Annotated in this window: 24 protein-coding genes; all 24 read left to right on the top strand. The window is 51.2% G+C overall.

Annotated features, from left to right (window positions below):
* The coding region (tuf, locus tag J7L64_02475; GenBank protein MCD6451220.1) for an elongation factor Tu at positions 1 to 127 on the top strand (127 nt) is incomplete at its 5' end.
* A 48-nt stretch (positions 128 to 175) separates the two neighbouring features.
* Entirely contained in the window at positions 176 to 502 is a 327-nt protein-coding gene (gene rpsJ, locus J7L64_02470) for a 30S ribosomal protein S10 (GenBank protein MCD6451219.1), read from the top strand.
* A 12-nt stretch (positions 503 to 514) separates the two neighbouring features.
* Positions 515 to 1,156, top strand: coding sequence for a 50S ribosomal protein L3 (gene rplC / locus J7L64_02465; protein ID MCD6451218.1), 642 nt, complete (start codon positions 515 to 517; stop codon positions 1,154 to 1,156).
* Positions 1,157 to 1,173: 17 nt separating this feature from the next.
* Entirely contained in the window at positions 1,174 to 1,800 is a 627-nt protein-coding gene (gene rplD, locus J7L64_02460; GenBank protein ID MCD6451217.1) for a 50S ribosomal protein L4, read from the top strand.
* Positions 1,797 to 2,090: a 50S ribosomal protein L23 gene (locus J7L64_02455; protein MCD6451216.1), complete on the top strand. Its 294-nt coding sequence runs from the start codon at positions 1,797 to 1,799 to the stop codon at positions 2,088 to 2,090. The genes rplD and J7L64_02455 overlap by 4 nt, the downstream gene beginning before the upstream one ends.
* A gap of 27 nt (positions 2,091 to 2,117) precedes the next feature.
* Positions 2,118 to 2,939, top strand: coding sequence for a 50S ribosomal protein L2 (rplB, locus tag J7L64_02450; protein ID MCD6451215.1), 822 nt, complete (start codon positions 2,118 to 2,120; stop codon positions 2,937 to 2,939).
* A 4-nt stretch (positions 2,940 to 2,943) separates the two neighbouring features.
* A complete protein-coding gene (gene rpsS, locus J7L64_02445) occupies positions 2,944 to 3,228 on the top strand; it encodes a 30S ribosomal protein S19 (GenBank protein MCD6451214.1) in 285 nt (94 codons plus the stop codon).
* A 5-nt stretch (positions 3,229 to 3,233) separates the two neighbouring features.
* Positions 3,234 to 3,608: a 50S ribosomal protein L22 gene (gene rplV / locus J7L64_02440; GenBank protein ID MCD6451213.1), complete on the top strand. Its 375-nt coding sequence runs from the start codon at positions 3,234 to 3,236 to the stop codon at positions 3,606 to 3,608.
* A 17-nt stretch (positions 3,609 to 3,625) separates the two neighbouring features.
* On the top strand, positions 3,626 to 4,294 hold the full coding sequence (gene rpsC / locus J7L64_02435) for a 30S ribosomal protein S3 (protein MCD6451212.1): 669 nt from the start codon (positions 3,626 to 3,628) through the stop codon (positions 4,292 to 4,294).
* 15 nt (positions 4,295 to 4,309) lie between these two features.
* Positions 4,310 to 4,726 (top strand): 50S ribosomal protein L16, encoded by a 417-nt coding sequence (gene rplP / locus J7L64_02430; protein ID MCD6451211.1) that lies wholly within the window; start codon positions 4,310 to 4,312, stop codon positions 4,724 to 4,726.
* A 2-nt stretch (positions 4,727 to 4,728) separates the two neighbouring features.
* Positions 4,729 to 4,935: a 50S ribosomal protein L29 gene (rpmC, locus tag J7L64_02425; protein ID MCD6451210.1), complete on the top strand. Its 207-nt coding sequence runs from the start codon at positions 4,729 to 4,731 to the stop codon at positions 4,933 to 4,935.
* A gap of 3 nt (positions 4,936 to 4,938) precedes the next feature.
* The gene (gene rpsQ / locus J7L64_02420; GenBank protein MCD6451209.1) at positions 4,939 to 5,247 is read left to right on the top strand and encodes a 30S ribosomal protein S17; all 309 of its coding nucleotides are present in this window, start codon (positions 4,939 to 4,941) and stop codon (positions 5,245 to 5,247) included.
* A gap of 3 nt (positions 5,248 to 5,250) precedes the next feature.
* The gene (rplN, locus tag J7L64_02415) at positions 5,251 to 5,619 is read left to right on the top strand and encodes a 50S ribosomal protein L14 (protein ID MCD6451208.1); all 369 of its coding nucleotides are present in this window, start codon (positions 5,251 to 5,253) and stop codon (positions 5,617 to 5,619) included.
* Positions 5,620 to 5,633: 14 nt separating this feature from the next.
* Positions 5,634 to 5,960, top strand: a complete 327-nt coding sequence (gene rplX / locus J7L64_02410) for a 50S ribosomal protein L24 (GenBank protein ID MCD6451207.1) — start codon at positions 5,634 to 5,636, stop codon at positions 5,958 to 5,960.
* A 17-nt stretch (positions 5,961 to 5,977) separates the two neighbouring features.
* On the top strand, positions 5,978 to 6,520 hold the full coding sequence (rplE, locus tag J7L64_02405) for a 50S ribosomal protein L5 (GenBank protein MCD6451206.1): 543 nt from the start codon (positions 5,978 to 5,980) through the stop codon (positions 6,518 to 6,520).
* Between the two features lie 14 nt (positions 6,521 to 6,534).
* Positions 6,535 to 6,720, top strand: a complete 186-nt coding sequence (locus J7L64_02400; GenBank protein MCD6451205.1) for a type Z 30S ribosomal protein S14 — start codon at positions 6,535 to 6,537, stop codon at positions 6,718 to 6,720.
* 32 nt (positions 6,721 to 6,752) lie between these two features.
* Positions 6,753 to 7,145: a 30S ribosomal protein S8 gene (gene rpsH / locus J7L64_02395; protein MCD6451204.1), complete on the top strand. Its 393-nt coding sequence runs from the start codon at positions 6,753 to 6,755 to the stop codon at positions 7,143 to 7,145.
* Positions 7,146 to 7,161: 16 nt separating this feature from the next.
* A complete protein-coding gene (gene rplF, locus J7L64_02390; protein MCD6451203.1) occupies positions 7,162 to 7,707 on the top strand; it encodes a 50S ribosomal protein L6 in 546 nt (181 codons plus the stop codon).
* Between the two features lie 23 nt (positions 7,708 to 7,730).
* Positions 7,731 to 8,093, top strand: coding sequence for a 50S ribosomal protein L18 (locus J7L64_02385; GenBank protein MCD6451202.1), 363 nt, complete (start codon positions 7,731 to 7,733; stop codon positions 8,091 to 8,093).
* A gap of 22 nt (positions 8,094 to 8,115) precedes the next feature.
* Positions 8,116 to 8,622: a 30S ribosomal protein S5 gene (gene rpsE, locus J7L64_02380; GenBank protein ID MCD6451201.1), complete on the top strand. Its 507-nt coding sequence runs from the start codon at positions 8,116 to 8,118 to the stop codon at positions 8,620 to 8,622.
* Positions 8,623 to 8,642: 20 nt separating this feature from the next.
* A complete protein-coding gene (rpmD, locus tag J7L64_02375; GenBank protein MCD6451200.1) occupies positions 8,643 to 8,843 on the top strand; it encodes a 50S ribosomal protein L30 in 201 nt (66 codons plus the stop codon).
* Between the two features lie 13 nt (positions 8,844 to 8,856).
* The gene (rplO, locus tag J7L64_02370) at positions 8,857 to 9,303 is read left to right on the top strand and encodes a 50S ribosomal protein L15 (protein MCD6451199.1); all 447 of its coding nucleotides are present in this window, start codon (positions 8,857 to 8,859) and stop codon (positions 9,301 to 9,303) included.
* Positions 9,300 to 10,685, top strand: a complete 1,386-nt coding sequence (gene secY, locus J7L64_02365) for a preprotein translocase subunit SecY (GenBank protein MCD6451198.1) — start codon at positions 9,300 to 9,302, stop codon at positions 10,683 to 10,685. The genes rplO and secY overlap by 4 nt, the downstream gene beginning before the upstream one ends.
* On the top strand, positions 10,686 to 11,354 hold the full coding sequence (locus J7L64_02360; GenBank protein ID MCD6451197.1) for an adenylate kinase: 669 nt from the start codon (positions 10,686 to 10,688) through the stop codon (positions 11,352 to 11,354). It abuts the gene before it with no gap.
* Position 11,355 lies beyond the last annotated feature (1 nt).

Below are 11,355 nucleotides of genomic sequence, written 5' to 3'. Positions count from 1 at the left end.
GGGAGATAATGTGAATTTACGGATAGACCTGATCACGCCGATAGCGATGGAGAAGGGGTTACGGTTTGCTATTCGTGAGGGTGGAAGGACGATAGGTGCTGGCACCGTCACCGAAATAATCAAGTAGTTTTGGTTTTTAGGTAAAAGCTATATTAGTGGAAAGGCAGAGGAAGCGATGATTGGCGAGAAGATACGAATACGATTGAGGGCTTATGATCACCGGATCCTTGATCAGTCTACCTCTGAGATAGTGAAGACAGCGAAGAGGACCGGGGCGAAGGTGGTGGGTCCTATTCCTCTTCCCACCAAGATCACCAAGATCTGCGTCAATCGTTCTCCCCATGTGGATAAGAAGTCGCGGGAGCAGTTCGAGATCAGGACCCACAAGCGTCTTCTTGAGATATTGGAGCCCAATGCTCAGACGGTGGATGAGCTGATGAAGCTCGATCTCCCTGCGGGGGTGGATGTGGAGATCAAGGCTTACGGACCAGAGCGGGAATAAGGAGAGCGAGAGATGATAGGTGGTATTTTGGGGAAAAAGGTAGGTATGACCCAGATCTATACCCCTGAGGGGGAGGCGATCCCGGTGACCGTGATAAAGGCAGGTCCCTGTGTCGTCCTTCAGGTGAAAACGGAGGAGAGGGATGGCTACCGGGCGGTGCAGATCGGGCTCATCGAGGATAAGGTGAAGGAGAAGAGGCTTACCAAGCCACTGGCAGGCCATCTGGCTAAGGCGGGAGCTCCTCCGGTCAAGTTTATCCGTGAGGTGGAACTCCTCAATAAAGGTGAGGAGGTAAAGCCTGGGGACAAGATCTCGGTGGCCATCTTTGCTGAGGAAAAGGCGGTTGATGTCATCGGAACGAGCAAGGGACGTGGTTTTGCCGGGGTGTTCAAGCGGTGGAACTTCCGAGGGGGGAGAAATTCCCATGGCTCGATGTTTCATCGGGCACCTGGTTCCATCGGTGCTTCTGCTTTCCCCTCGCGGGTTTTTAAGGGGAAAAAGCTTCCAGGAAGAATGGGAGGCAGAAGGGTCACGGTGAAGAACCTGAAGATAGTCAAGGTGGATGAGGAAAAGAACCTCTTGTTGGTGAAGGGGGCTGTCCCTGGGGCTCCTGGTGGTTATCTGATAATCAGGAAGCCGAAAGGAAGAGAGTAAGGAAGGGTGAGAAGAAGATGGCTACGCTTACCGTGAAGAACTTAGAGAATAAAGAGGTGGGGAAGGTAGAGGTATCGGACAAGGTGTTTGCCGCCGAGGTGAAGCCTCATCTCATTTACGAGGCGGTGAAGCATTATCTGGCTAAACTGCGTCGAGGAACCGCTTCCACCAAGACCCGAGCTGAGGTCGCTGGTGGAGGGAAGAAGCCTTGGAGGCAGAAAGGAACGGGGCGCGCCCGCCATGGGAGCATTCGTTCCCCCATTTGGCGAGGAGGGGGGGTTGTTTTTGGTCCCAAACCGCGGAGTTATTATTATCGTTTGCCGAAGAAGGTTATAAAGGCTGCCCTTTGTTCTGCGCTCTCTCAGAAGAACAAGCTGAATAAGATCGTGGTCATCGATGAGTTTGCTCTCCCCTCGCCCAAGACGAAGGAGTTCGTAGCGGCGATTGAACGGCTTTCGATAGACTCCAAGGCATTGGTGGTTGATTTTCGCGATAATATTAATCTTATCCTTTCATCGAGGAATGTTCCTTATGTGAAGTTCCTCGACTCGACGCAGGTGAATGTATATGAGCTTCTGAAGCACGATACCCTGTTGATCTCGAAGAGGGCGGTGCTTAAACTTTCAGAGGAGTTGAGCAAGTGAGTGAGGAGTATAGGGTAATTCTTCATCCGATCATTACTGAGAAATCGACCGAGCTTAAAGACAGGGATAATATCCTTTGTTTTGCAGTTGATCCTCGGGCGAACAAGATAGAGATAAAGAAAGCAGTGGAGAAGTTGTTCAAAGTGCGGGTAGAGGAGGTGCGGATAGTGAATGTAAAGGGTAAGAAGAAGAGGCTCGGTCGGTTTGAGGGGAAAAGGCCTGATTGGAAGAAGGCTTATGTCAAATTGGTGAAGGGTGAAAAACGGGTGGAGTATGTCGAAGGGGTATAGGACAAGTAAACCATTGGGGTGGATGAGATGCCGATAATTAAGTACAAGCCAACCTCTCCGGCGAGACGGTTTATGACGGTGCTCAAGTCGGAGGAAATCACCACGGAGAAGCCCTATAAGCCGTTGGTTAAGGGGCTTACCAGGACTGGGGGGAGGAACAACTATGGTGAGATCACTGCCTGGCACCGGGGAGGAGGGCATAAGAGGAGATATCGGATAATAGATTTTAGGCGGGATAAGATAGGTGTTCCAGGAAAGGTGGTTTCGATAGAGTACGATCCAAACCGTTCCGCCAATATTGCCCTCATCTCCTACCGGGATGGGGAATGGCGTTATATCATCGCTCCCCTTGGTCTTAAGGTAGGGGATGAGGTTATGTCGGGACCCGATGCCGAGATCGCAGTGGGGAATGCCCTTCCTCTGAAGAGGATCCCCCTCGGTACATTTATTCATAATATCGAGCTCAAAAGGGGTAAGGGAGGGCAGTTGGTTAGGGCAGCCGGCACCGCCGCCCAGGTTGTTGCCAAAGAGGGGAAATATGTTCAGGTGAAGCTTCCTTCGGGTGAGGTGCGGATGGTCCATGAGGAGTGCTACGCTACTATCGGCCAGGTGGGGAACCTGGATCATGAGAATGTAGTTATCGGAAAAGCGGGGAGGATGCGCTGGCTCGGCTTTAAACCTCATGTTCGGGGGACGGCGATGAACCCGGTGGATCATCCGTTAGGTGGTGGTGAAGGACGGTCCCATGGCGGAAGGCATCCCTGTACTCCCTGGGGTAAGCCCACCAAGGGGTATAGGACGCGGAGGAAGAAACCATCGGATAAGTTCATCCTGAAGAGGAGAAAGTAGGAAGATGGCTCGGTCAATTAAAAAAGGTCCGTATGTAGACCCAAAGCTTCTTGAGAAAGTGCGCAAGATGAACGAAACCGGGGAGAAGAAGGTAATCAAAACCTGGTCCCGGCGTTCCACCATAGTGCCCGAGATGGTGGGTTATACATTCGCTGTTCACAATGGTATGAAGTTTCTTCCGGTTTACATTACGGAGAATATGGTTGGTCACAAGCTGGGTGAGTTTGCTCCTACTCGTACCTTTCGGGGGCATCCGGTTAAGTCGGGTAAGACCAAGGTGAGGAGGTAGGTGCTATGGTGGTAGCTAAGGCAAGCGGTCGTTATATCCGGATCTCTCCCCAGAAGACGCGGTTGGTTATAGATCTGATAAAGGGGAAGAGGGTATCCGAGGCGCTTACCATCCTCCGTTTCAGCAAGAAGCGGGCGGCAAAGGAGATAGAGCAGGTGCTCCTTTCAGCGATAGCCAATGCGGAGCAGAAGTTGGAGAATGTGGATGTGGATAACTTGGTGGTCTCTCGTGCCTATGTGGATCAGGGTCCTACGATGAAGAGGTACCGTTTTCGGGCGATGGGCAGAGTGTATCGGATACTGAAGAGGATGTCCCATATCACGGTGGAGCTTTCGGAATTGGTTCCCGCAACTGTCGCTAAGGGTAAGTCCAAGGAATAAAAACTGGAGGTAGCAAATTGGGTCAGAAAACTCATCCTCATGGGTTCCGGCTGGGATATACCAAAACCTGGCATTCAAGGTGGTTCGCCACTAAGGAGTATAAGGATCTCCTCTATGAGGACGTTCTTCTCCGGAGGGATCTGAAAAAACGGTTCGCCCATGCCGGGGTCTCGCGCATCGAGATCGAGAGAGCGGCAGACAAGTTGAAGATCAATATCCTTGCCGCAAAGCCCGGCATAATCATTGGAAGGAAGGGGGCTGAAGTGGAACGGCTGAATCAGGAGCTTCAGGAGAGGACGGGCCGTGATGTCTTTATAAATATTCAAGAGGTTGAAACCCCGGAGGTTGATGCCCAGCTCGTTGCCGAGTCGGTTGCTATCCAGCTGGAAAAGAGGGTTGCTTTTCGTCGAGCGATGAGGAAGGCGGTTGATTCCGCTCTCAGGTTTGGTGCTAAAGGGATAAAGATCCGCTGTTCCGGGAGATTGAACGGGGCGGAGATCGCTCGTTCTGAATGGTATCTCTACGGCAGGCTTCCTTTGCAGACGCTTCGGGCTGATATAGATTATGGATTTGCTGAAGCGTTCACCACTTACGGGGTTATCGGAGTGAAGGTTTGGATCTATCATGGCGACATCCTTGATGTCAGGAAGGCTATTCTGGATAAGTTCTATTCCGGTCGGCGATAGAAGGGGGGAGTTCCAATGTTAATGCCGAAGAAGGTTAAATATAGGAAGCAACAGCGGGGCAGAATGAAGGGGAAGGCGATTGCTGGTTCCACCGTCTCCTTCGGTGAGTATGGGCTGAAGGCACTTGAGCCGGGTTGGATCACTGCCCGTCAGATAGAGGCGGCGAGGATCGCTATTACCCGCTGCGTAAGACGAGGTGCCAAGCTGTGGATAAGGATTTTTCCCGACAAGCCGATCACCAAGAAACCAGCGGAGACCCGGATGGGTAAGGGTAAGGGATCCCCTGAGGCTTGGGTGGCGGTGGTGAAGCCGGGAAGGATCCTTTATGAGATCGAAGGGGTGTCCGAGGAACTCGCCCGGGAGGCGATGCGGCTCGCTTCCCATAAACTGCCGATAAGGACGAAGTTTGTAACCCGGTTTGAGGAGGTCTGAGGATGAAGCCAGCTGAGATCCGCGAACTTTCCGATGAAGAGCTCCTTCATAAGGAGCGGGAGCTTGCTGAACAGATATATAAACTTCGTTTCCAGTTGGCGGCGGGTCAGTTGGACAACCCGATGAAGCTCAGGTTGCTCAAGAGGGATCTTGCTCGCGTGAAGACGGTTATGAGGGAACGCGAGCTTCAGAGAGAAGTCAAAAAGTGAGGGATTATTATGAGGAGGAGGCAGACGAGAACGGGCACCGTCATCAGCTCCAAGATGGATAAGACGGTGGTAGTTCGCGTGGACACCTTGGTTCAGCATCCCCTCTATAAGAGGACGATGCGGAAGATCAGGAGGTTTATGGCTCACGATGAGGGAAATAGATGTCAGGAAGGGGATGTCGTCCTCATCGAGGAAACAAGACCATTAAGTCGGCATAAGCGCTGGGTGGTGAAGAAAATATTGATGAGAGGCGGCGAGAGATTTTCTCCCGGTGAGGAGACGGATTTGGTTCCTGAAGAGAAGGAGGGATGATCGATGATTCAGATGCGGACGATCTTGGAGGTGGCTGATAACTCGGGGGCGAAGAGGATCGCCTGTATCCTTCCGGTGGGTTCTGGGGTAGGAAGGACCGCTACGGTAGGAGATGTGATAACCGCTTCGGTAAAGGAGGCAGTGCCGAACTCCAACATAAAGAAAGGTCAGGTTGTACGAGCGGTGATCGTGAGGACGAAGAAAGAGGTGAGGAGGAAGGACGGGACCTATATTAGGTTTGACCAGAATGCTGCGGTGCTTATAAACAAGTATGGGGAGCCCTTGGGAACTCGTGTTTTCGGACCGGTAGCTCGTGAGCTCAGGGAGAAGAAGTTCACCAAGATCGTTTCCTTAGCCCCCGAGGTGTTATAGGAGGTATGGTGGAGATGGCTAAGGTCTCTATCAAGAAGAACGATATAGTGCTCGTTATTCAGGGAAAGGATCGGGGGAAGCAAGGGAAGGTGCTCCGTGTCTTTCCCAAGCGGGAGAGAGCGCTTGTTGAGAAGGTAAATATGGTCAAGCGTCATACCCGAGCCAATCCTCAGAAGAACATAAAAGGTGGAATAGTGGAGCGAGAGGCTCCGATTCATATCTCCAACCTGATGGTTATCTGTCCCGAGTGTGGTGAGCCCACCCGGGTAGGTCATATCTTTCTCGAGGACGGGAAGAAGGTTCGGGTGTGCAAGAAATGCCAAGGGGTGTTGGATAGATGATAGCCAAGGCGAAGATAATACCGAGATTGAAGGAGCTTTATGAAAAGGAGATAGTCCCCAAGTTGATGAAGGAGTTTGGCTATAAGAACAAGCTGGCTGTGCCTCGGTTGGAGAAGATTGTGGTCAATATGGGGGTAGGTGAGGCGACGCAGGACATTCGTATCCTTGATGGGGTGATGAACGATCTGGCGTTGATCACGGGACAGCGTCCTGCCATAAGGCGGGCGAAGAAGTCGATCGCTGCCTTCAAATTACGGGCAGGGCAACCAGTGGGTTGCACCGTGACCATCAGGGGGACACGGATGTGGGAATTCTTCGATCGGCTGGTCAATATCGCTCTCCCCAGGGTGCGCGACTTTAGGGGTCTTCCCACCCGTTCTTTTGATGGGAGGGGCAATTATACCTTAGGTCTTAGGGACCAGTCGATCTTTCCTGAGGTCGATTACTCCAAGATAGTGAAGATAAAGGGGATGAATGTGACCATATGCACCACCGCTAATACTGACGAAGAGGCAAGAAGGCTCCTTGAGCTCCTTGGCTTCCCCTTCAGGAGAAGATAGGAGGTTATAAGAAGGTGGCGAGAAAGGCGTTAATTGAGAAAGCTAAGCGTCCCCCAAAGTTCAAGGTGAGGCAGCGGAATCGGTGTAGGCTATGCGGTAGGCCCCGTGGATATCTGAGGAAGTTTGGCATTTGCCGTATTTGCTTCAGAAGCCTCGCCTTAAGGGGGGAGGTACCTGGAGTGATAAAGTCGAGCTGGTAGTTTTTAATTAGGAAAGGAGTAGCGGAAAGATGATGACCGATCCCATTGCTGATATGCTGACCCGGATCAGAAACGCACTTATGGCGAAGAAGGAGGAGGTATCCCTCCCCTCTTCCAAGATGAAGCTCGAGATAGCGAGGATTTTGAAGGAAGAGGGTTATGTGGAGAACTTCCGGTTTGAGGATGACGGAAAGCAGGGTATTCTGACCCTCAGGCTCAAATATACCCCGGAAGGGGAACCGGCTATTACCGGTCTCAAGCGGGTGAGTAAACCGGGGCGAAGGGTCTATTGTGGGAAGGAGGAGGTCCCCAGGGTACTGAACGGGTTGGGCATTGCCATCCTTTCTACCTCCAAAGGGATCCTTACCGATGCTGAAGCGCGGAAGAAGGGGGTAGGAGGGGAAGTTCTCTGTGAGGTGTGGTAGGGGAAGGAGGCTGCAAATGTCGAGGATAGGAAGGAAACCGATATCCATTCCCGCTGGGGTTAATTTAGAGATAGGCAGGAGTGAGGTGGTAGTCAAGGGTCCTAAGGGGGAGCTTCGTACCCCCCTTCCTGAGGGGATCACGGTGCGGGCGGAGAATTCGGTGGCGGTTGTTGAGCGTTCCGGTGATTCTCGGAGCCAACGGATGTTTCATGGTCTCACAAGGAGTTTGCTTGCCAACGCGATAAAGGGGGTTAGTGAAGGGTTTTCTAAGGAGCTTGAGATCGTTGGGGTGGGTTATAAAGCGGAGCATAAGGGAGATAAAGTGATCTTCCAGCTCGGTTATTCTCATCCCATCGAATTCTCCATTCCAAAAGGCATCTCCATTCAGGTAGAGGGAGGAACGAAACTCACCGTATCCGGTATCGATAAGCAGTTAGTTGGTCAGGTAGCGGCGAACATAAGGAGTTTAAGGAAACCCGATGTTTACAAAGGTAAGGGGATAAGGTACAAAGGTGAGGTCCTTCGAAGGAAGGTTGGTAAAGCCGGAGTTGGTGGTCAGTGATGATTCTTGGAGGGCGATGATCGATGAAGTTAACTAAGGAAGAGGCGAGAAAGCGGAGACATTTAAGGGTAAGAAAAAAGGTTAAGGGTACCAAAGAGCGTCCTCGGGTTTGTGTTTTTCGAAGTCTTAAACACATTTATCTTCAGGCAATAGACGATACCCGAGGGGTTACCATAGCTTCGGTTTCGTCGCTCGATCCCTTATTCAAATCGAAGATGACTTATGGAGGCAACATAGCAGCGGCGAAGCTGGCGGGTGAGCTTATGGCAGCGAAGCTTAAGGAGAAGGGAATCACGAAGATAGTGTTTGATCGAGGAGGTTATAAGTATCACGGCAGGGTGAAGGCGGCTGCCGAAGCGATGAGAGAAGAAGGTATTGAGTTCTAAGTGAGGGAGAAAGGAGGAAGTGTTGCTTAAGAGGAAACGGATAGACGCCAACGAGCTTGAGCTTACCGATCAGGTTATTTATATAAACCGAGTCACTAAAGTAGTCAAAGGGGGTAAGAACCTGAGCTTTACCGCCTTGGTGGTGGTGGGTGATGGCAAGGGTCATGTTGGTTATGGTTTGGGTAAGGCTCGGGAAGTACCTCAGGCGATAAATAAAGGGATCCAAATCGCCAAGAAGAACCTCATTGAGGTTCCTCTTAATAATACTACCCTTCATCACGCTGTGCTGGGGGAATTTGGTGCTAGTAAGGTGCTTATGAAGCCTGCCTCTCCGGGTACTGGCATCATTGCTGGTGGCGCGGTGCGGGTGGTGCTTGAGCTCTGTGGGGTTAAGGATGTGCTTGCCAAGTCGCTTGGCAGTAATAATCCTCACAATGTGGTCAAGGCCACTTTTGATGGCTTACTCAAGCTCAAGGATCCGGAGAGGGTGGCTCGGATAAGAGGTAAGGATATAGTTAACAGAGAGTAGCAGAAAGAGGGTGAAGGAAAGTGGTCACCAAGCAGAAAAAGGGGAAGACGATAAAGATTAAGCAGGTAAAGAGTGCCATAGGTTATCCAAAGAAACAGCGAGAGGTATTACGGGGTTTGGGTCTTAGAAGGCTCAATCAGGTAGTGGTTCGTCTTGATACCCCGGAGATAAGGGGTATGGTGAAGAAAATACCTCATTTGGTGAGGATCATTGAGGAGTAAAGGGATGGAGGAGATTACTTTAGCCAATTTGAAACCGCCTAAGGGAGCATTAAAGAGGAAGAAGCGAGTAGGTAGGGGGATAGGTTCGGGTCATGGAAGGAGCTCCTGCCGGGGTAGGGATGGACAGAAGTCCCGTTCCGGTTTTCATCAGTCGCTTGGTTTTGAGGGAGGGCAGATGCCCCTCCATCGCCGGGTGCCCAAGCGGGGGTTCACCAACATATTCCGCAAGGAGTATGCGGAGGTAAATGTTGAGCGGTTGGCGGATTTCCCCCCGAATACCGAGGTCACTCCGGAGTTGCTCCTCGAGCGGGGTATAATAAAGAAGGTGAAGGATGGGGTTAAGATATTGGGTGATGGTGAAATAGACCGGCCCCTGAAGGTGGTTGCCCACAAGTTCAGTCGGGGAGCCATAGAGAAGATAAAGGGAGCCGGGGGAGAGGTTGAGGTCATAGAACGATGATTGAGAGTCTGAGAAACATCTTTAGTATTCCTGACTTAAGGAAGAGGTTGATCTTTACCTTTCTCCTCCTTGCGGTTTATCGGGTAGGGGCGCACATACCTACCCCTGGGGTTAATGGAGAGGCGGTAGCTGAGTTCTTTGAGCGGTTTAAGGGAGGTGTGTTTGGGCTAATGGATCTTTTCTCCGGGGGAGCTCTGAGGAATTTCACCATCTTCTCCCTCGGTATTATGCCGTATATCAGCGCATCGATCATCCTTCAATTGCTAACCGTAGTTTGGCCCTATCTCGAGCGTCTTTCCAAGGAGGGGGAACTGGGACGGAAGAAAATTAATCAGTACACCCGTTATGGCACCGTCCTCATATCCGCCATTCAGGCTTTGGGCATAAGCATTGGGTTGGAGAAGATGCGCGCTCCTATTTCCGGTGCTCCTATTGTTTCTCATCCCGGTTGGTCATTCCGATTAATGACGGTGCTCACCCTTACCACCGGTACCATATTCATTATGTGGCTTGGAGAGCAGATATCGGCAAGGGGTATAGGAAACGGTATCTCTCTTATTATATTTGCTGGTATCGTTGCCCGGGTGCCCAACGCCGTTATAACCACCTTTGGCGATCTCCGTTCAGGAAACCTTTCCCTGCTCAAGTTCCTTTTTATTGGTCTCTTTATGGTATTGGTGATCGCCTTCATTGTTTTCGTTGAACGGGGGCAACGCCGGATACCGGTTTCCTATGCCAAGAGGGTTATGGGGCGAAGGGTCTATGGCGGACAGAGCACCCACCTTCCTCTAAGGGTGAATACCGGTGGCGTCATCCCCATCATCTTCGCCGTTTCCATCGTTATGCTTCCTCAGATGGTGGTTACCTTCATAAAGAAGCCCTGGGCGCAGACGATAGCCAGCTATTTCCGGACTGGAGAGCCTCTTTATGAGCTCATTTATGTTATCGCAATAATCTTCTTCTGCTATTTCTATACCGCCATTATCTTCAACCCTGTCGATGTCGCCGACAACCTTAGGAAATACGGGGGTTTTATCCCTGGGATCCGTCCCGGGAGGCGGACGGCGGAATACATCGATTTCATCCTGAGCAGGATAACCTTTGGCGGGGCGTTGTATCTATCGGCGGTAGCGGTTCTTCCCACATTTCTGATGTATGGGTTCAAGGTGGGTTCCATTCCCGTGATCGGTCCTTGGCTTGATGCTCATCTGCCGATGTGGGTAACTGAGGGGTTGGGGGTGAGGTTCTATTTCGGCGGCACCTCCCTTCTCATTGTGATTGGGGTAGCGATGGACTTTATGCAACAGGTAGAATCTCAGCTCCTTATGCGACATTATGAAGGATTTATGAGGAAGACGAGGATCAGGGGAAGGAGGGGATAGATGATAGTGGTGCTTTTAGGTCCACCGGGCACAGGAAAGGGAACGCAGGCGAAGCTTATCGAGGAGAGATTTTCTCTTGCTCATATATCCACTGGCGATATGTTGCGAGCTGAGGTTGCTTCAGGGAGCGATCTGGGAGAGAAAGTTAAAGGGTATCTCGATGCTGGGGAGCTGGTACCTGATGATTTGATCGTCGAGATGATTGCAGAACGGATTGAGAACCCTGATGCCAAGAAGGGCTTCATCCTCGATGGTTTCCCCCGCACGGTGCCCCAGGCGGAGATGCTTGATAAGATGCTTGAAAATCGGGGTTTGGCGGTCGATGTGGTTTTGAACCTCATTGTTTCCGAGGATAAGATCGTCTCCCGGCTTTCTAATCGACTCTATTGCCCCTCCTGCGGTAGATGTTATAATCTATCTACTACCCCCCCAAAAAGAGAGGGGATCTGTGATGGCTGCGGAACCAGGTTGGTGCGAAGGAGTGATGATAGTGAAGAGGTGATGAGGCATAGGCTTCAGGTAGCGGCGGAGAGGACAGCACCGGTTATCAAATACTATCGGAATCAAGGCAAACTGGTGGATATAGATGGTGAGGGATCGATAGAGGAAGTATTCAGCTCGATCATTTCTGTCCTAGAAAGAGTTAAGGGAAAAGAAGGAAGAGGTTAGT

It is taken from the genome of Acidobacteriota bacterium, from assembly GCA_021161905.1.
GTDB lineage: Bacteria > Acidobacteriota > B3-B38 > Guanabaribacteriales > JAGGZT01 > JAGGZT01.
The sequence above is the reverse complement of the archived record's forward strand: the minus strand, read 5'-3'. Positions and strand labels throughout refer to the sequence as shown.